At 65.5% G+C, this 17,835-nt stretch carries 16 protein-coding genes; 8 read left to right on the forward strand and 8 right to left on the reverse strand.

From position 1 onward, the window contains the following. Window positions 1-27: 27 nt before the first annotated feature. Together DIE08_RS23750 and DIE08_RS23755 are read left to right on the forward strand one after the other, a co-directional pair. Complete coding sequence (locus DIE08_RS23750) at window positions 28-630, forward strand: J domain-containing protein (RefSeq protein ID WP_124903858.1); 603 nt, start codon at window positions 28-30, stop codon at window positions 628-630. Window positions 631-1,109: 479 nt separating this feature from the next. Then, a complete protein-coding gene (locus DIE08_RS23755; protein ID WP_124903860.1) occupies window positions 1,110-1,898 on the forward strand; it encodes a hypothetical protein in 789 nt (262 codons plus the stop codon). A gap of 269 nt (window positions 1,899-2,167) precedes the next feature. Here DIE08_RS23755 and DIE08_RS23760 read toward each other — a convergent pair whose 3' ends face one another. Continuing rightward, window positions 2,168-2,992 carry a hypothetical protein gene (locus DIE08_RS23760; protein ID WP_124903862.1) on the reverse strand — a complete coding sequence of 275 codons (825 nt, stop codon included), beginning with the start codon at window positions 2,990-2,992 and terminating at the stop codon, window positions 2,168-2,170. A 622-nt stretch (window positions 2,993-3,614) separates the two neighbouring features. Between DIE08_RS23760 and DIE08_RS23765 the strand changes: the two genes are divergently transcribed. The 3 genes from DIE08_RS23765 to DIE08_RS23775 all read left to right on the forward strand — a co-directional run bounded on the left by DIE08_RS23765 (window position 3,615) and on the right by DIE08_RS23775 (window position 6,633). Continuing rightward, window positions 3,615-4,016, forward strand: coding sequence for a hypothetical protein (locus DIE08_RS23765; protein WP_124903864.1), 402 nt, complete (start codon window positions 3,615-3,617; stop codon window positions 4,014-4,016). 481 nt (window positions 4,017-4,497) lie between these two features. Then, window positions 4,498-5,319 (forward strand): universal stress protein, encoded by an 822-nt coding sequence (locus tag DIE08_RS23770; RefSeq protein WP_124903866.1) that lies wholly within the window; start codon window positions 4,498-4,500, stop codon window positions 5,317-5,319. Between the two features lie 12 nt (window positions 5,320-5,331). Beyond that, window positions 5,332-6,633 carry an NRAMP family divalent metal transporter gene (locus tag DIE08_RS23775; RefSeq protein WP_124903868.1) on the forward strand — a complete coding sequence of 434 codons (1,302 nt, stop codon included), beginning with the start codon at window positions 5,332-5,334 and terminating at the stop codon, window positions 6,631-6,633. Between the two features lie 144 nt (window positions 6,634-6,777). Here the strand turns inward: DIE08_RS23775 and DIE08_RS23780 are convergent, their stop codons facing one another. The 7 genes from DIE08_RS23780 to cobA form a co-directional block, all read right to left on the reverse strand. Next, on the reverse strand, window positions 6,778-7,476 hold the full coding sequence (locus tag DIE08_RS23780) for a fumarylacetoacetate hydrolase family protein (protein ID WP_124903870.1): 699 nt from the start codon (window positions 7,474-7,476) through the stop codon (window positions 6,778-6,780). A gap of 129 nt (window positions 7,477-7,605) precedes the next feature. Next, window positions 7,606-8,547, reverse strand: a complete 942-nt coding sequence (locus tag DIE08_RS23785) for a helix-turn-helix transcriptional regulator (protein ID WP_059679368.1) — start codon at window positions 8,545-8,547, stop codon at window positions 7,606-7,608. 126 nt (window positions 8,548-8,673) lie between these two features. Further along, window positions 8,674-9,456, reverse strand: coding sequence for a YkgJ family cysteine cluster protein (locus tag DIE08_RS23790; protein WP_124903872.1), 783 nt, complete (start codon window positions 9,454-9,456; stop codon window positions 8,674-8,676). A 31-nt stretch (window positions 9,457-9,487) separates the two neighbouring features. Then, on the reverse strand, window positions 9,488-10,087 hold the full coding sequence (locus tag DIE08_RS23795; RefSeq protein WP_124903874.1) for a uracil-DNA glycosylase family protein: 600 nt from the start codon (window positions 10,085-10,087) through the stop codon (window positions 9,488-9,490). Window positions 10,088-10,232: 145 nt separating this feature from the next. Next, on the reverse strand, window positions 10,233-11,276 hold the full coding sequence (locus DIE08_RS23800; protein ID WP_124903876.1) for a CmpA/NrtA family ABC transporter substrate-binding protein: 1,044 nt from the start codon (window positions 11,274-11,276) through the stop codon (window positions 10,233-10,235). A gap of 5 nt (window positions 11,277-11,281) precedes the next feature. After that, the gene (locus DIE08_RS23805; RefSeq protein ID WP_059600584.1) at window positions 11,282-11,878 is read right to left on the reverse strand and encodes an ANTAR domain-containing response regulator; all 597 of its coding nucleotides are present in this window, start codon (window positions 11,876-11,878) and stop codon (window positions 11,282-11,284) included. 168 nt (window positions 11,879-12,046) lie between these two features. Further along, window positions 12,047-12,817, reverse strand: coding sequence for a uroporphyrinogen-III C-methyltransferase (gene cobA / locus DIE08_RS23810; RefSeq protein WP_124903878.1), 771 nt, complete (start codon window positions 12,815-12,817; stop codon window positions 12,047-12,049). Between the two features lie 666 nt (window positions 12,818-13,483). Between cobA and DIE08_RS23820 the strand changes: the two genes are divergently transcribed. From DIE08_RS23820 to nirD, 3 genes are read left to right on the forward strand one after another with little or no spacing between them, the layout of a single operon-like run. Then, complete coding sequence (locus DIE08_RS23820; protein ID WP_124903880.1) at window positions 13,484-14,809, forward strand: MFS transporter; 1,326 nt, start codon at window positions 13,484-13,486, stop codon at window positions 14,807-14,809. A 21-nt stretch (window positions 14,810-14,830) separates the two neighbouring features. Continuing rightward, window positions 14,831-17,437, forward strand: coding sequence for a nitrite reductase large subunit NirB (gene nirB / locus DIE08_RS23825; RefSeq protein ID WP_124903882.1), 2,607 nt, complete (start codon window positions 14,831-14,833; stop codon window positions 17,435-17,437). A 38-nt stretch (window positions 17,438-17,475) separates the two neighbouring features. Continuing rightward, window positions 17,476-17,823 carry a nitrite reductase small subunit NirD gene (gene nirD, locus DIE08_RS23830; protein ID WP_124622908.1) on the forward strand — a complete coding sequence of 116 codons (348 nt, stop codon included), beginning with the start codon at window positions 17,476-17,478 and terminating at the stop codon, window positions 17,821-17,823. Window positions 17,824-17,835 lie beyond the last annotated feature (12 nt).

Raw genomic sequence — 17,835 nt, forward strand, 5'->3', positions numbered from 1 at the left:
GCGATCCGACTTTCATCCCGACGCACAATGACGACCATGTATGAATTGCTCGGTGTGTGCGAGAACGCGACCAACGAGGAAATCAAGCGAGGCTACCGAAAGGCGGCGATGAAAGCGCATCCCGACCGCAATGTCGGGTGCGAAGCGGACGCGCATGCGCGATTTCAGGAGATCAAGGAGGCATACGCGATTCTCTCGGACCCGGAGCTGCGCCGCGTCTATGACACCGCTTACGCAGAGGAAATGCTCCGTCACGCACGGCTTCGCGAAGAAGAGGAGCGCTTGAACGCGGAGCGCGAAGCGGAATATGCGCGGTTCGTGGCATGGGCGATGCGCTTCGCCGAGCAAGGGCACAACCGTGACGTCGTGTTCGGTGTTCTGCTCGGCCGTGATTGCGATGTTCAACTCGCCGAGCGCATTGCCGGCAGCGTGGTCGAGTTGCATGCGTCGCGCCAGCCGGGCGCATCGCGGGACGGGGAGCGTGATGAGCAGATGCCGCAATGCGACGAGAGGGCGACACAGGCGGCATCGGCGCAGGCGTCAAAGAGCGACGCGCGAAGGAGTGGCGAACACGCGCATACGGACTTTTTCAGCGCTCTCTGGCACGGCGTGTTCGGGCTGCGCCGGTGAGCCTTGGTGTGTGACCAGTTCTGCGAACGCAGAACTCGAACGCGATCGGTGCCAACTTCGAGGGAGGTTTTTTGATCGACTGCTTCATGAATTGACGGCTAATTGGGCAGTATTCGGCCATCAACTGCCGTTGAGAGAGACGGGAAATCTGCCGCTGGACCGGCCGCAATGCCTCGGAACCTGACGGACTCGCTATGCACGCAAGTCGGCGGTGACGTGCGCTCACTTGTCGGAGTTTGAGTTTCGACTTTAGTCGAGTGACGGCCGATCACCTCTCGGTGGCCGCAGACGAATGGTTAAATCCGCTAGTGGTTTGTTGATCGCAATGTCACTTTTCGCCTCGGCGACTTTTCAGCCGTTGGCATTATATGACGAATTGGACACAATTCGGCTGGTTATCTCTGCGCCATTGTGGCGTTGCAAGTTGCATGATATACAATGACGTTTCCATTTTCACAATGATAGGCGCTGGAGACCGAATGCCAATATCAGAAAAAACCGTCGAGTTGAACGTCTCACGAACTATCATCGAAAAAATGAGGCGAACGCATCAGATCAATGCGTATGCTATCGGTGCAACTCAAGCTCAAGAACAACAGTTTGGCTTCGATGTGCTCGCTACCGATGGATCGTGGTGTGGTGGTTTTATTCAATACAAGCGGTTGTATGCAAATGGTAATATTAATAGATGGAATCTCAACCGCACTAAGTATCGCGATCAGCACTCGATATTATGCGCTGTTGAAGCTTTAGGTTACCCGGTCTTCTATTGTTTTCCAAAATTTGATTCGGAAACGACGCTTCGACAGTGGACACCTCCATCTCTTTGGAGTCAGGTGTGGTGGATTCAGCCGTCCGCTATTCCTGTACCTTCTCCTGTTGATGCTCACCATCATGTAACATACGACAACGCAACCGGAGTCTGGCAGGTGTATTCAGATGAAGGTACAGAGTTCGATCCAGGCTCTGCCGATTTTTCTTTTGTTGAAAAGCGGATGTTAGATCTGGATGTCGAGACTCATTCACTCGAGCGCCTTAAGGGAAGCGTTCGCGAGATAATGGAGACTCGCTGGAAAAGCATTTCGCAGCCTACTCAAATAGATGCTGGTAAAAGTACTCGCGGTTTAACGGGTTACATGAGTAACGTGTCTCGGGGTCTCGGGCTGATCGCATTTCAACTCGAGGAATACCAAGGCGAACACGACAAAGGTGCCGGCACATCGAATGTAAGAGTTCGAAATACTCAAGGAGTTCGCCAAAGGTCGTAGTGGCTGCCAGTGTACCTTGCGGTGCGACGTTCCTTACCGACGGAGGATCTGTGCGAGTCTGTAACGGCAGAACTTCGACGGACCGACGGGCGTCCCATTCGCGTCGGAAAAGAGCCGTCGGCGCTTTTGCATGGTATCCGGTCGCTTCGACACCTGCCGCCCACGCGTCGCCAAGCATCAAACCGACATCGGCGGTTCAGGTTTAGCCATCTTCTATGGGCCATGCATGTGTACAGTGAATCGTTTAAGGCCCTGATCCGGCATGTACGTCAGACGATTAATGGCAGCGCTGGAGGCTCTCCATATATATCCGCGTAAGCTCGTCTCAGTAAATAATAATAAGGCATCCAATCAAGTTCGAAAAGAATATTGCTATCTTCAGGCATGACAAAATCGCTCCGCGCAAGCCGAATCAGGAGGTAACAGATTGCATACACCGACAGTGTCGTGAAAAGCGTTAGCCTTGCGGCTTCACTATCGTAAACTGGGCCATTGCTCTTCCACAACGCGCCGTCGCTGGCGTCCGGGCGTGAGTGCGAATAGTTGCAAAGCTGCTGGTACGTCGCGGCCAACATGCTTCCGTTTTCGAACATCCACTTCCCTTGTTCCTTTCGGAGATTGCCGAGCAACCGACTCCTACATCGGCCAAACGTCAGATCGCCACCTCCTGCCTTCCAGGCGATATAATCTTTATCGTTCGGATAGAGACTCCCGTAAGCTCCGATCATTACGAGCTCGAGGGCCGTGCGTAATTCCGCGATTGTGGCTCGGTAATATCCGTGCAGGAAATTAAAGGTCGAGCATTGGAAGCACTCGCCGGCGCTGAGGAGATTTCCGAATATCTCGTCAGGCTTTTGTGGGTCGCCGACCGTCTCAATCCAGTCACCCCAGAGGCTATACATTAGGCGAAGCCAGATCCCGTTGTGATTAGAAGTTGTTATGGATACATCTTCGGGGAGGTGCATAATTCCGTCCCAGATTTCCTGATCAATCAAGTCGGACGGTGGTACGGCTTCGCCGCCAGAAGCAAACTCATGCGGCTCGAGTACGCTGCGAATCGCTCGGAAATCAGAAAGTGGAAGTTTCTTAGTCATCTATTAAGTATAGCGAATTTTCGCTACTCATCGACTAGCTGGTTCGCTTTGCAAACCTCGAAAACCCGTGTGTATTTCGCTGCTTGTTGGAGTACGCCATCACGACTCACCGGATAACCTGGTTCGTATTCTTCAATACTTCTTCCGCCCTTCCTCGTTTCGGGAGGAGGCAATTTTCTCGGCTCGCTGTCCGCGGAATCAGTTGCACGGCGGACGATGCCCCACCATGTCTGACGGTTGTGATGATCAACAGGCGGCATGCGACCTTGGTTTTGCGAATGGCCGTTGGACTTTGAGAACGGTCGTTGCCGGTGCGGCGAACCGGATGACAGCAACGGGTCGATGCCGGACGCCGACTTCGCGCGAAAGCGCATCGCTCGATGCCCGTCATGGACGGGATCACACCGATAAGCGCAAGCGTTGAATGCCGCCCCCCCGGTCGAAACAGCGGCCATCTGATCGTGGAGTAGTATTCCCCCATGTCCAGGTTATTGCTCGGCCTCTGCGGCGCGCCGTCAACCATCCGTGACGAGGGTGGCAAGCTCATCAAAGGGTTTGGAAACTCCTTGAACGATGCGTGCGGTGGCGTCGGCCGCGACGACGGCATTGATGGGAATGCATCATGTCAATCGAATGGAAGCACCGTGCAAGGCTATTTATCCAGCGTTTCTGGCAGCCGACCAGTGCGTGCATGACCTGCATGCCGGGGAGCTGGGGCAGTATTACGAGCGTTGCCCACTGGACGATTGCATTTCATACAGGTTTGCTTACTGGCCTCCTGGCCGTACTTTTGACTTTCACGCCTGCGTCAAAACTCTACGCGCATCGATACGGCAATGCGCTGATCGTTGGCTTGCTGACAACGCTAGGCGACGCCTACTCGCACACGAGTCACTACCGTATCCCCTATGTCGAGCACATCGTGACGGGGGCAATTTCAGGTCTCTTGACACTGGCGGCCTCATATCTCTTCGAAGACCGCGCGCGACGCCTTCGGGCGGTATGGGCTCGAGTTTTCGGATAGCGTATCCGGTGTCTTCCTGAGCCCTCCCGGCCGAGCGGCAAAAGGCTCCCCGGCGAGGCGACGCTTCATGATCGGGAGACTGCGTAAGGACAACGGGAGTTCGCGTCTGTGACATGCCCCAGCGTCAGCGTGCGGCCAGCTCGAGCCGGTCCGACGAAATTGGCGGGCGTCGGCTTCGCGTCCCAGGTGCGATGGTCGCGGGTCGCGCCGCGAACGTCGGCGTGCCGGTGACGCAAAACCATTTGTACCGCCCGGCAATCAACGGTATTCGCCAAGACAGCGACTGTTCCGCAGTGCCTGACTCGACGCGGGACGTAACGTGATCTGCATCAAAGCTCGCATGCGATGTGCCACGTTTAATGTGCGAAGCGGAATCGCTCGTTTTTGAGGCTGCCATGCGCCGTGACCGACGCTGGCGTCTGCCCGCGCAGCGGCGCGCCGCCGCCTCGGCTTGGGCCGGGAAGCAATCGGGAGACTGGACATGCTGCGCGATGTGCTGGTGCACGTAGACGGGAGCGAGTCGGGGCGGCGCAGGGTGCAATTCGCCGTCGACTTGGCAATGAGCGTCGGTGCACGACTGAGCGGAATACACGTGACCCCGCCGGCGGAGGTTCCACCTCTGTACAAACCGACCCGCGTGGCGGAAGTCACTGCATATCTCTCCGCGAAGCTGGCACAGGACAGCACCGCGGCAACGGTGGCCTTCAGGGAAGAAGCCGTGGCGCGCCTTGCTGATGCATGCTGGTTCGAAGCGAAAGGCGACGTAGCCAAAGGCATCAGCGACCGAGCCCGCTACGCGGACCTCGTCATCATTGGCCAGGACGAATGGCAAGGCTCGCCCGAAACGCATCCCTTGCCGATCGCCCACTCGGTTGCCGTCCGATGCGGTCGCCCGGTCCTGGTTGTGCCTGCCGCGGCACCACCATCACTGGTCAGGGCCGCCGTTGCCTGGGATGGCAGCCGTGAATCCGTGAGGGCCGTCCACGATGCCTTGCCGCTGCTGCGGCTGTCGCGGTTGGTCCGGATCATCGCGTTCGTTTCTCCGACCGCGGAGGGCAGTGAGGACGACGCGGAAAGTCTCCTGGACCACCTGACCCGACATGCCGTCGCTGTCGATTCAGCCGTACTTCGGATCGGTTCCACGGAAGAGCATGGTTCACTGCGTGAACACATTGAGAACGGGCCATACGACTGGCTGGTGATGGGCGCTTACTCTCATCCCATGTGGATGGAGTTCATCCTCGGTGGCGTCACTCAGTCCATTCTCCTGTCGGCGAAGATACCCGTGCTGGTTTCCCATTGACGAGGTGAGTGGATGGACGCCAAAGGATTGCAGCGCACGCACGTTTTTCGGGGCCTTTGGGGGCGTCTGAAGGAGCACCCGCTAGCCCGGGTCGGGCCGGGGCTGATCACCGGCGTCGCCGACGATGACCCCAGCGGGATCGCCACCTATTCCCAGGCGGGTGCCCAATTCGGGCTGAACATGCTTTGGACGATGCCGCTGGCGTACCCGTTGATGGCGGCGGTTCAATCGATGTGCGCGAACCTTGGCAGGGTCACTGGAAAAGGGCTCGCGGCCAACATCAAGACCGCATTCCCGCCGAGCGTGCTGAGGAGCGTCGTGCTGCTGCTGCTCGTTGCGAACACGCTCAACATTGCTGCCGACGTTGCTGCCATGGGCGAGGTTGCGGAGCTCGTCTCCGGTGTCGATCGTCACCTCATGACGGCGTTCTTCGTGTTCGGGACGCTTCTGCTGCAGATGTTCGTTCCCTACCATCGCTACGTCTTCTTCCTGAAGTGGCTCACCGTCTCCCTGCTCGCTTACGCGGCGGTTCTCTTTACGGTTCATGTTCCGTGGGGGCAGGTTGCACTGCGCACGGTCTGGCCCAGGTTCACACCCAATGCCAGCGCCGCCGCCGTGGTGGTCGGTGTCTTTGGCACGACCATCAGCCCATACCTGTTTTTCTGGCAGGCCTCCGAAGAAGTCGAGGACATGCAGGCGAACCGCGGCAGTGCGCCGCTGGTAAGCGACGCGCGTGTCGCCTACGCGGAACTTCGACGTATCCGGTGGGATACGTGGAGCGGCATGCTGTACTCCGACGTCGCCGCCTACTTCATCATTCTTGCGACCGCCGTCACCCTCCATGTGGCTGGCGTCACCGACATCAACACGGCGGCGCAGGCAGCTAGCGCACTGCGGCCGCTCGCCGGCAACTTTGCGTACATGCTTTTCGCGCTCGGTATTCTCGGCGTGGGGCTGATCGGTGTGCCGGTGCTGGCGGGTTCCGGCGCTTACGCCCTGTCCGAGGTGATGGGCTGGAAGGAGGGGCTCGAACGCAAGGTGGGCGATGCGCGCGGGTTCTACGGGATCATCGCCGTCAGCGTGCTTGCCGGACTCGGAATCCAGTATTCGCCAATCAGTCCGATGAAGGCCTTATTCTGGAGCGCGGTGATCAACGGAGTGGTCGCCGTACCGCTGTTGGTCGTCATCATCATCCTTGTCTCGAAGAAATCGGTCATGGGCGCTTTCACGGCGAGTCGGCCGCTGATTGTCCTTGGCTGGATTGCGACCGCGATCATGGGGGCGGCGGCCGTGGCAATGTTCATCCCTGGCTGACCATGCGGTGAACGTTCGGTTCACGTTGCGACCATCGGCTTTCGCCAGCACGCGAGCCGGATCGGCAAGGGGCGGCACGATGCGACGCGACGGCCGTCGGACGGACGGCGCGTCACGGCGCGTCACGTGCGTCCGCACGATGCCTTACGGCTTGGCCCCCATCACGAACTCGAACGTCGCCACGCCGTCGACGCCACCGGTCACGCGGTCGCCCGGCTGCAGCGCGCCGACACCGGCCGGCGTGCCTGTGAAGATCAGGTCGCCGGCCTTCAGCTCGACCGAGCGCGACACGTACGCGATCACGTCCGGCACGGCCCAGATCATGTCCGCGAGATCGCCTTGCTGGCGCGTTTCGCCGTTGACCGCGAGCCAGATCCGGCCGCTTGCCGGGTGGCCGGTCGCGGTCGCCGCGCGCAGCGCGGTCACGGGACCCGACGCATCGAAGCCCTTCGCCCAGTCCCACGGCCGGCTCAGCTTCTTCGCCTCGGCCTGCAGGTCGCGGCGCGTGAGGTCGACGCCGACGCCGTAACCCCATACGTGCGACAGCGCGTCGGCCGGGTCGATCGACCGGCCGTCCTTGCCGATCGCGACGACCAGCTCGATTTCGTGATGGAGGTCGCCGGTCAGCGGCGGATACGGGACGGTGCCGGCGGCCGGGACGATCGCGTCGGCCGGCTTCGTGAAGAAGAACGGCGGTTCGCGGTCGGGGTCGGCGCCCATTTCGCGCGCGTGGTCGGCGTAGTTGCGGCCGACGCAGAAGACGCGGCGCACCGGAAAGCGCGCGGACGACTGTTCGACTTCGACGGAAGGACGCTCGGAAGCGTCGATGACGTATGCGGACATCGGATGGCCTCGTTCGATGAAAAGACGGATGCCGTCGCCCGCGCAATGCACCACGGGCCGGCATGCATGGAACGATACCCGACGCATGCGCGCCCGGATGCGACGCAACTGCGTTTTAACCGGACAAATCTACGCGTCGCCGCCCGCCGGCGCGTCGTCGCCGGCCGGCAGCGCGGCGTTCGCGTCCCGGTACGCCTTCGGCGACACGCCGACCCGCGCGCGGAAGCGCCGCGCGAAATACCCTTCGTCGCGAAAGCCGACGGAGCGCGCGATGTCGGCGATGCGCCGGCTCGTATGGGCGAGCAGCGATTGCGCGAGCGCGATCCGGCGCTCGGTCACGAGATCGGTGAAGGTGCTGCCGGTTTCCTTGCGCACCAGGTGTGCGAGGTAGTTCGGCGACAGGAAGGCGGCCTCGGCGGTGGCCGCGAGCGTCAGGTCCTCGCGGGTCAGGTTCGCGCGCACGTGGCGCATCACGCGCGCGAGCGCGTCGCGCCGGCCCGCGCGCTGGGCGCCGCGCTGCGCGAGCTTGTCGAGCGCGCCCGCGTATTGCGTGCAGACGAGCCCGATCAGCTGCAGCAGATAGCCGCGCAGCAACGTGCTCGAGCCGAAGGTGCGCACGCGGTCGGCATCGAGCATGCATAGCGCGAGGCGGCGCGCCTCGTCGAAGGCGTCGCCGGTCAGGATGAAGTCGAGATGTTCCTGGAAGCGGAACGGCGTCAGCTCGGGAAAGCGGTGCGCGGGGACATCCTCGAGATCGAGCGGATCGACGTCGAGATCGGCGCGCAGGAACGCCTGGCTGAAGTTGATCACGATGAAGTGCGCGCCTTCCGGATGCGGAATCAGGTGCTCGCGGTGCGGCAGCACGAACGCGAGCGCGCCGCGCGGAAACGGTCGCGTGACGCCGCCGATCCGCTGTTCGGTGTCGCCGCCGAGATTGAACTGGATCTGGAAATACGCGTGCCGGTGCGGCTCGGTGATCGCCTGGCGCGACGCCTGGTCGCGGATGTAGAAATCGAGCCGGTCGCTGCGTTCGGGCATCCCGTACAGGCGCGGCGGGGCGGTGGATGGCATGAAGGATTCTGCTGTTCGTGACGCGGTTGAGCCGCGATGGTACAGCGAACCGGGCGCGGCCGGAATCCGTGGGCGCGAGCCGCGCAGGCCGGGCGGGCGGTGTGCGCCCGCCCGGCGACAGGGCAATCAGGCGGCCGGATGAAAGCCCAGGTAGCGGCAGCGCGTGCCGGTCTCGTCGGTCGCGAGCCGGCTGGATGCGCCGACCGATCGGAGCGTGTCGGCGGTCGCGGTGCGATTCGTGAGCAGCGTCCATGCCGTCGGGGCGTGCTCGGCGGCGGCCGTCGCGCGCGCATCGTCGAGCGTGCTCAGCGCGGCCAGCAGGCTGTCGGCGGGCGGCGCATGAATCGCGAAGCCTTCGTTCGCGACGGCTGCCGTATCGATGCCGAGCGCCGCGCACAGTCGCGCGCGCAACGGCGTCTCTGCCTCGCTCGCGGCCCGCGCGCGCGCGATGTTTTCGCGCGTGTGCGCATCGACGATCGTGCCGCCGCGGGTGAGCGGTGCCTGCTGCCATGCGTCGGGCGGGCACTGCTTGCCGTCCGGCATCAGCGGTACGAACGGATTGACCTCGGCCGGGTAGATCCGGCACACCAGCGGCCGTTCTTCGTAGATCCCGCAGCGCAGGTCGTCGAGCAGATTCGGGCACGGCCCGGCATGCGGCGCGGTGAGCAGGGTGGTGACGCGTACCGGAAGCGAGCCGCTGAGCGCGGGCGACGAACGTGCCCGCTTGTAGGCGGCGAACGCGTCGTCGGGGGCCGGTTCGACGGGCCATGGCATGGCGTCGCACAACAGCTCCACGTGGCCACCGCGCCGCAGCCATGCGGTGGCCTCGGCGACGGTCAGCGGAATGCGCAGGTCGTGGCAGCAACGGCCGCAGCCGGTGCATGAAAAGTCGATGTCGTTCTGAGTCATTCGGATAGGGAGTGGGATGCGACCGGCTTCGTCAGCCGGCGATCAGCGGCGCGACGCGCCGGCGCAGTTCGGGCACGATCTCGGCGTCGAACCACGGATGGTGCTTGAACCACGCCTGGTTGCGCGGCGACGGATGCGGCAGCGGCAACACGTCGCGGCCATAGTCGCGCCATGCCTGCACGGTGTCGGTCAGCGTCGCCTTGCGCGTGTCGCGCAGGAAATGCCGCTGCGCGTACTGGCCGACCAGCAGCGTCAGCCGGATCGACGGCAATTCGGCCAGCAGCCGGTCGATCCACAGCGGTGCGCATTCCGGGCGCGGCGGGTTGTCGCCGCTCGCGCCGCGGCCCGGGTAGCAGAAGCCCATCGGCACGATCGCGAAGCGTGTCTCGTCGTAGAACGTGTCGGCGTCGACGCCGAGCCAGTCACGCAGCCGCTTGCCGCTCGCATCGTCCCACGGGATGCCGCTCGCATGGACGCGGGCGCCGGGCGCCTGCCCGACGATCAGGATGCGGGCGTCACGATGTGCGCGCACGACGGGGCGCGGGCCGAGCGGCAGGTCGGCTTCGCAGGCGCGGCACGCGCGGATTTCGGTGAGCAGCACGTCGAGCGGCGTGCGCATTCGTTTCGGCATCGATTCTGAACGGGGACGGATCGGCGGCACGAACGCAGGTGCGTCCGTGCCGCGCGGCGCGCCGGCGTGGACCGGCGCATCGCGTCAGGCGTTCCGCGGGGCACGGCATGGCGTTGCGCGGCGGCCCCGGCACCCCGTGCCGGGATCACCCGCCCGCCGTATCGCCTTCGGCAACCGCAGCATCATACAACGCCGTCTGCGCGATCGCCGTGGCGATTGCCGCGTCGTCCTGCGTGCCATCGAGCATGCCCCAGCGCCGGTATTGCAACAGGAACCAGCGGCCTTCCTGCGGATCCGGTCGGTTCACGGCGCCGGCGTCGTGGAAACGGATCGGCAGCGGCGGCTGCGCGAATGGCCCCGCGCCGTAGTCGCCGAGCAGGCGCGGCGCGATCAGCCGGGCCGGCACGCCGAGCGCGTCGGGCGACGCGAGCCAGTCGGCCGCGTCGCGACGGTGCGCGGCATCGTCGAGCCACGCGCACGCATCGACGAGCGTGCGGATCAGTGCGCGCGCGGTGGCGGGATACAGCGCGACGAAATCGCGCCGGGTCGCGAGCACCTTTTCCGGATGATCGGGCCAGACCTCGCTGGTGACGGCGACGGTCCGGCCCGCGCCGCAGGCTTCGGCCACCGCGTGCCACGGCTCACCCGCGCAGAAGCCGTCGAGCTCGCCGCTCGCGAGCGCCGCGACCATCTCGGGCGGCGGAATCACGACGCTGCGCACGTCGCGCAGCGGATCGACGCCGTGTGACGCGAGCCAGTGGTTCAGCCACATCGCATGCGTGCCGGTCGGGAAGGTCTGCGCGAGCAGCGGCTTGCGGCCGAGTGTCGCGAGCGCCGCGCGGACGTCGCCGCTTGCGCGGTACGCGTCGGCGAGGCCGCGGGCGAACGTGATCGCCTGTCCGTTGCGATTCAGCACCATCAGCGCGGCCATGTCGGTCTGCGGGCCGCCGATGCCGACCTGCAGCCCGCACACGAGCCCGTACAGCGCGTGCGCGGCGTCGAGTTCGCCGGTCAGCAGCTTGTCGCGCACGGCGGCCCAGGATGGCTGGCGGCACAGCTCCAGCGTCAGGCCGTGGCGTGCGCCGAGATTCAGGTGCTGCGCGACGATCAGCGGGGCGGCGTCGCTGAGCGCGACGAACCCGAGGCGAAGATGCGCGCGTTCCGGCGCGGGGGGAGGCGAAGGTTTCATGGCATTCATGACGGGTGGGTCGCATCGAGCAGTTGCCGCGCGATGTCGACGATGCGCTGTCCCTGATCCATCGCGCGCTTGCGCAGCAACGCATACGCATCGTGCTCGGACAGCCTGCGCTGATCCATCAGCAGGCGCTTCGCGCGATCGATCAGCTTGCGTTCGGCGAGCTCGCGCTCGACATCGGCGAGCCGGCGGCGCAATGCATCGTCGTGCGAGAAGCGCGCGAGCGCGACTTCGAGGATCGGCGCGAGGCGCTCGGCCGACAGGCCTTCGACGAGATACGCGCTGACGCCGGCGCCGACCGCCGCGTGAATCAGCGCCTGGTCGGCGTCGTGGCTGAACATCAGCACGGGGCGCGGCGCGGTCGCGTGCATCACGGCCAGTTGCTCGAGCGTGTCGCGCGACGGCGAATCGGTATCGATGATCACGACGTCGGGGCGCTGCTCCTCGACGGCGGCGGGCAGGCGCGCGGGCGTCGCGACGTCGTTGAGCATCTCATAGCCGAGGCGCGCGAGCGCGTCGCCGAGTTCGCCGATCGGCTTGTCGGTGTCGGTGACGAGCAGCACGCGCAGGCGCAAGGGTGGAGCAGGCGTACTCATGAGGCAAACGGCGGCGGCAAAATCGCGGCGCGACGATACGCGGATCGGGCGCAGTGGCCCCGTGCGGACATCGTGTCGGCACCGCGTGCGGCGCTCTGGCGGCCGGTGCGAGGCGCGCCGCTGCTTTCATGATAGATGGGCGGCCGGTGCCGCGTGGTGTCACGCATGCTACGCGGCCCGGGACAAGGTCGTTTCGATCGCGGCACCTGCGTGTGGCACATCGTGCACGGCCGCTTCCCCGATCGCGCCGCCGACGAGGATCACGGCCGGGCTGCCGAGCCGCGCTGCCTCGATACCGCGCGCGAGATTGCCGAGCGTGCCGGTCCAGCGGCGTTCGTCGGGTGTGCCGGCCCATTGCACGGCCGCCGCCGGCGTCGATGCGGGCAATGCGGCGAGCAGGCCCGCCGCGATGCTGTCGACGCGGCTCATGCCCATGTAGATCGCGAGCGTGGTGCCGGTTGCGGCAAGTGCCGCCCAGTCGGGCTCGCCGTGGTCCTGGCGGTGCGCGGTGACGAACGTGACGCCCTGGCAGTGCTCGCGGTGCGTGAGCGAGATGCCGAGGCTCGCGGCCGCCGCGAATCCCGACGAGATGCCGTTGACGATGTCGACCGGAATCCCGGCGGCGCGCAGCGTCGCGAGCTCTTCGCCGGCGCGGCCGAACAGTAGCGCGTCGCCGCCCTTGACGCGCACGACGTGCGCGCCGCGCAGCGCATGGCGGCGCATCAGTTTCTCGATGAATGCCTGCGGCGTGGAGCGGCAGCCGCCGCGCTTGCCGACGCGGATCACGCGCGCGTGCGGCGCGAGTTCGACGATGCCGGGCGCGACGAGATCGTCGAGCAGCAGCACGTCGGCGGCCGCCAGCGCCTTCACGGCCTTCAGCGTAAGGAGATCGGGATCGCCGGGGCCGGCGCCCAGCAGCGTGACTTTACCAGTCGTCATGTCGTATTCCAGTGCCGCGTGCGTGCGGCGATCGATAACGCGTTGTTACTTGCGGCGGCGGCGGGCGGTCGAAGCGACCACGGCATCCGGCCGTGCCGAACACGGGGGACGTCGTTGTCCTGGTCTGCTGCGCCCGCCTGCGACGGCGGGCCTGACTTGCGGGGACTGCCCACCGGCGCCGTTGCCGGTGTGGACAGGATTCAGCAATATCCGGGCCAACCTGAGCGAGCCTGGCGGCGAGCGGGGCGATATGCGCTGCATGGCGCGCCACGATGGATGCCGACCCGCATACGGCCGGGGGACAGCGGCGCACGCGATGCCGTATCGGCGTGCATCGCGCCCCGTCAGCACGCACCGCGATGTCGCACGGCGACAGTGCTGCAGCGCACCACATCTGTGCCTCGCTGCATCCCGACGCGTCGTGCACGGCGCACCGCAGCGATGCGTGCGACGGCCGGCGAGCCTTGTGCGGCGGGGACGCGAGCGCGATTCGGGCCGACATGGCACGGCGTTTGCGTAAGCTGGTTCGGGCGAATCAACGGCGATTCGTCCGCAGTACCGATTACAGACGCGCCCGGCAACGGGCTTCATGGGCAACGGCGTCCTACACATCGGGTCTCGACGAGACCGGGTGTGCAGGACGCCGTTTTTCGTTTGGCGGATGACATGACCGACAAAGCTACCCGTATCGATCTCTTCAGCTTCCGCACCGCGCCGATGCGCGCGTTCCACATGACGTGGATGGCGTTTTTCGTGTGCTTCTTCGCGTGGTTCGCGTGCGCGCCGCTGATGCCGCTGATCGCGCGCGAATTCCACCTCACCGCGGCACAGGTGGCGAACATCAACATCGCCGCGGTGGCCGCGACGATCGCCGTGCGGCTGCTGGTCGGCCCGATGTGCGACCGCTTCGGCCCGCGCCGTGTGTATGCCGGGCTGCTCTTGCTCGGCGCGATTCCCGTGTTCGCGGTGTCGTTCACGCACGACTACCTGTCGTTCCTGATCTGCCGGCTCGGCATCGGCGCGATCGGCGCGGGCTTCGTGATCACGCAGTACCACACGTCGGTGATGTTCGCGCCGAACGTGGTCGGCACCGCGAACGCGACGACGGCCGGCTGGGGCAACGCGGGCGCAGGCGCGACGCAGGCGATGATGCCGCTCCTGGTCGCCGCCGGCCTGATGCTCGGCTTCGGCGACGACGCATCGTGGCGCATCGCGCTCGTCGTGCCGGGCGTCGCGATGCTCGCGATGGCCTGGGCTTACTGGCGCTTCACGCAGGACTGCCCGCAAGGCGACTTCGTCGCGCTGCGCAAGCAGGGCGTGACGGTCGACAGCGGCAAGAAGGGCGGCTGGGCGAGCTTCTTCGCCGCGTGCGGCAACTATCGCGTGTGGATGCTGTTCGTCACGTACGGCGCGTGCTTCGGCGTCGAGGTGTTCATCCACAACATCGCCGCGCTGTACTACGTCGATCACTTCCAGTTGTCGCTGAAGGACGCCGGTTTCGCGGTGGGTCTGTTCGGGCTGCTCGCGCTGTTTGCCCGCGCGCTCGGCGGCTGGCTGTCGGACAAGATCGCCGCGCGCCGCAGCCTCGACGTGCGCGCGACGCTGCTGTGCGCGCTGATCGTCGGCGAAGGGCTCGGGCTGATCTGGTTCTCGCATGCGCAAGGCATCGCCATGGCGCTCGTCGCGATGCTGACCTTCGGCCTCTTCACGCACATGGCCTGCGGCGCGACCTATGCGCTCGTGCCGTTCATCGACCGCAAGGCGCTCGGCGGCGTCGCGGGAATCGTCGGCGCGGGCGGCAACGTCGGCGCGGTGGCCGCGGCCTTCCTGCTGAAGGGCGTCGGCGACGTGCAGCACACGCTGAGCCTGCTCGGGCTCGCCGTCACCGCGACCGCATTGTGCGCGATGGCCGTGCGCTTCAGCGAAGAACACAAGGCACGCGAGGCCGAGCTGCGCGACCGCGCGCTGGCCGCCGCGAACGCCATGAACTGATCGACCGAAGGAAACGTCATCATGAAACTCATCGTCATCGGCCACGGGATGGTCGGCCACAAGCTCCTCGAATGCGTCGCCGCGCAAGCCGGCGCGGCGGGCGCGCTGCAGGTCACGGTGCTCGGCGAGGAACCGCGCCCCGCGTACGACCGCGTGCACCTGTCGGAATTCTTCGCGGGCAAGTCGGCGGACGATCTGTCGCTCGTCGAACCCGGCTTCTTCGAGCGTCATCCGCAGTTCGACCTGCGCCTGAACGCCCAGGTCGCGTCGATCGACCGTGCCGCGCACACGGTCACGCTCGCGTCCGGCGAAACGCTCGCGTACGACAAGCTCGTGCTCGCGACGGGCTCGCGTCCGTTCGTGCCGCCAGTGCCGGGACGCGATCGCGCGGGCTGCTTCGTGTACCGGACGATCGAGGATCTCGAAGCGATGCAGGCGTGCGGCACGCACGCGAAGCGCGGTGTCGTGATCGGCGGCGGGCTGCTCGGCCTCGAATGCGCGAAGGCGCTGCGCGACATGGGGCTCGACACGCACGTCGTCGAATTCGCGCCGCGGCTGATGGCGGTGCAGGTCGACGACGGCGGCGGCCGGATGCTGCGCGCGAAGATCGAGGCGCTCGGCGTGACCGTGCATACAGGCAAGAACACGCTCGAGATCGTCGACGGCGAGGAAGGCACGCACCGGATGGCGTTCGCCGACGGCTCGCATCTCGACACCGACATGATCGTGTTTTCGGCCGGTATCCGCGCACGCGACGAGCTGGCGCGTGCGTGCGGCCTCGACATCGGCCCGCGCGGCGGTGTCGCGATCGACGACGCGTGCCGCACGAGCGATGCGGATATCTACGCGATCGGCGAATGCGCGGCATGGAACGGCATGGTGTACGGCCTCGTCGCGCCGGGCTACGACATGGCGCGCGTGGTCGCGAAGCAGCTCGGCGGCGGTGTCACCGATGCGGCCGATGCGGCCGACGCCGCGTTCGCCGGTGCCGACATGAGCACCAAGCTGAAGCTGATGGGCGTGGACGTCGCGAGCATCGGCGACGCGCATGGCGCGACGGCCGGCAGTCGCACCTACCAGTATGCGGACGAGCGCCGCCAGGTCTACAAGAAGCTGGTGGTGTCGGACTGCGGCAAGTTCCTGCACGGCGCGGTGATGGTCGGCGACGCGGCCGAATACGGCACGCTGCTGCAGATGATGCTGAACCGCATCGAGCTGCCCGAGTCGCCGGAATTCCTGATCCTGCCGTCGTCGGACGGTGTGGCGAAGCCCGCGATCGGCGTCGATGCGCTGCCGGAAGGCGCGCAGATCTGCTCGTGCAACAACGTGTCGAAGTCGCAGATCTGCGCGGCGGTGGCCGACGGCGCGACGAGCCTCGGCGCACTGAAGTCGTGCACGGGCGCAGGCACGTCGTGCGGCGGCTGCGTGCCGCTCGTCACGCAGATCATGAAGGCCGAGATGAAGAAGCAGGGGCTCGCGGTCAACAACCATCTGTGCGAGCACTTCCCGCATTCGCGCCAGGAGCTGTTCCACCTGATCCGCGTCGAGCGCATCACGACCTTCGACGAACTGCTCGCGAAGCATGGCCACGGCCTCGGCTGCGACGTGTGCAAGCCGGCGGTGGCGGGCATTCTAGCGTCGTGCTTCAACGAATTCGTGCTGAAGAAGGAGCATGCGGGGCTGCAGGATTCGAACGACTACTACCTCGCGAACATCCAGCGCGACGGCACGTATTCGGTCGTGCCGCGCATGCCGGGCGGCGAAGTCACGCCGGAAGGGCTGATCGCGGTGGGCCAGGTTGCACAGAAGTACGGGCTCTACACGAAGATCACCGGCGGCCAGCGTGTCGACCTGTTCGGCGCACGCGTCGAGCAGCTGCCGTCGATCTGGGAGGAGCTGATCGCGGCCGGTTTCGAATCGGGCCACGCATACGGCAAGGCCCTGCGCACCGTGAAGTCGTGTGTCGGGTCGACGTGGTGCCGCTACGGCGTCGACGATTCGGTCGGCCTCGCGATCGACCTGGAGAACCGCTACAAGGGGCTGCGCGCGCCGCACAAGATCAAGTTCGGCGTGTCCGGCTGCACGCGCGAGTGTGCGGAGGCGCAGGGCAAGGACGTCGGCATCATCGCGACCGAGAAGGGCTGGAACCTGTACGTGTGCGGCAACGGCGGGATGAAGCCGCGCCACGCGGAACTGCTCGCGTCCGATCTCGACCGTGCCACGCTGGTCCGCTACATCGACCGTTTCCTGATGTTCTACGTGCGCACGGCCGACCGGCTGCAGCGCACCAGCGTGTGGCGCGACAACCTCGAAGGCGGGCTCGACTACCTGATCGACGTCGTCGTGCACGACCGGCTCGGGATCGGCGCCGAACTCGAGGCCGACATGCAGCACGTGGTCGACACCTACGAGTGCGAATGGAAGAAGGCCGTCACCGATCCCGACACGCGCAAGCGCTTCCGCCACTTCGTGAACAGCGACGCGCCGGACACGACCATCGAATTCGTCGAGACGCGCGGCCAGATCCGGCCCGCGACGCCCGGCGAACGGACGGGCGGCAAGCCCGTGTCGATTCCCGTGGTGGCCGTTGGCGCGACGCAGGCCGACACCGAACCCGCAACCGTTTGACCCTCGCCGACACCAGCGTCTTTTCCAAGGAGCCCATCATGAACGATCGTCTTCCGCTGTCCTGGACCCGCGTGTGCCCGCTCGACGACATCGTGCCGAACACCGGCGTGTGTGCACTCGTCAACGGCGCGCAGGTCGCGGTCTTTCACGTCGCGCATGCCGAAGAAGGCGGCGTGTTCGCGATCGACAACGTCGATCCCGTGTCGCAGGCGGCCGTGATGTCGCGCGGGCTGATCGGCAGCCTCGGCGAGCGTGTCGTCGTCGCGTCGCCGCTGTACAAGCAGCATTTCGACCTGCGCACCGGCGAATGCCTCGAGGCGCCCGAGCAGTCGGTGAGCGCGTATCCGTCGCGGGTCGAGGACGGTTTCGTGTGGATCGCAGCCTGATCGCCCCGGAGC

The organism is Burkholderia sp. Bp9004, from assembly GCF_003858025.1.
Classification (GTDB): Bacteria; Pseudomonadota; Gammaproteobacteria; order Burkholderiales; family Burkholderiaceae; genus Burkholderia; species Burkholderia diffusa.

Excerpts from the sequence above, each read along its gene's own strand:
- DIE08_RS23800 (WP_124903876.1), bottom strand. The coding sequence starts at position 11,276 with ATGAAACCTTCGCCTCCCCCCGCGCCGGAACGCGCGCATCTTCGCCTC.
- DIE08_RS23785 (WP_059679368.1), bottom strand. The coding sequence starts at position 8,547 with ATGCCATCCACCGCCCCGCCGCGCCTGTACGGGATGCCCGAACGCAGC.
- DIE08_RS23820 (WP_124903880.1), top strand. The coding sequence starts at position 13,484 with ATGACCGACAAAGCTACCCGTATCGATCTCTTCAGCTTCCGCACCGCG.
- nirB (WP_124903882.1), top strand. The coding sequence starts at position 14,831 with ATGAAACTCATCGTCATCGGCCACGGGATGGTCGGCCACAAGCTCCTC.
- cobA (WP_124903878.1), bottom strand. The coding sequence starts at position 12,817 with ATGACGACTGGTAAAGTCACGCTGCTGGGCGCCGGCCCCGGCGATCCC.
- DIE08_RS23775 (WP_124903868.1), top strand. The coding sequence starts at position 5,332 with ATGGACGCCAAAGGATTGCAGCGCACGCACGTTTTTCGGGGCCTTTGG.
- DIE08_RS23770 (WP_124903866.1), top strand. The coding sequence starts at position 4,498 with ATGCTGCGCGATGTGCTGGTGCACGTAGACGGGAGCGAGTCGGGGCGG.
- nirD (WP_124622908.1), top strand. The coding sequence starts at position 17,476 with ATGAACGATCGTCTTCCGCTGTCCTGGACCCGCGTGTGCCCGCTCGAC.
- DIE08_RS23750 (WP_124903858.1), top strand. The coding sequence starts at position 28 with ATGACGACCATGTATGAATTGCTCGGTGTGTGCGAGAACGCGACCAAC.
- DIE08_RS23755 (WP_124903860.1), top strand. The coding sequence starts at position 1,110 with ATGCCAATATCAGAAAAAACCGTCGAGTTGAACGTCTCACGAACTATC.
- DIE08_RS23760 (WP_124903862.1), bottom strand. The coding sequence starts at position 2,992 with ATGACTAAGAAACTTCCACTTTCTGATTTCCGAGCGATTCGCAGCGTA.
- DIE08_RS23780 (WP_124903870.1), bottom strand. The coding sequence starts at position 7,476 with ATGTCCGCATACGTCATCGACGCTTCCGAGCGTCCTTCCGTCGAAGTC.
- DIE08_RS23795 (WP_124903874.1), bottom strand. The coding sequence starts at position 10,087 with ATGCCGAAACGAATGCGCACGCCGCTCGACGTGCTGCTCACCGAAATC.
- DIE08_RS23790 (WP_124903872.1), bottom strand. The coding sequence starts at position 9,456 with ATGACTCAGAACGACATCGACTTTTCATGCACCGGCTGCGGCCGTTGC.
- DIE08_RS23805 (WP_059600584.1), bottom strand. The coding sequence starts at position 11,878 with ATGAGTACGCCTGCTCCACCCTTGCGCCTGCGCGTGCTGCTCGTCACC.
- DIE08_RS23765 (WP_124903864.1), top strand. The coding sequence starts at position 3,615 with ATGTCAATCGAATGGAAGCACCGTGCAAGGCTATTTATCCAGCGTTTC.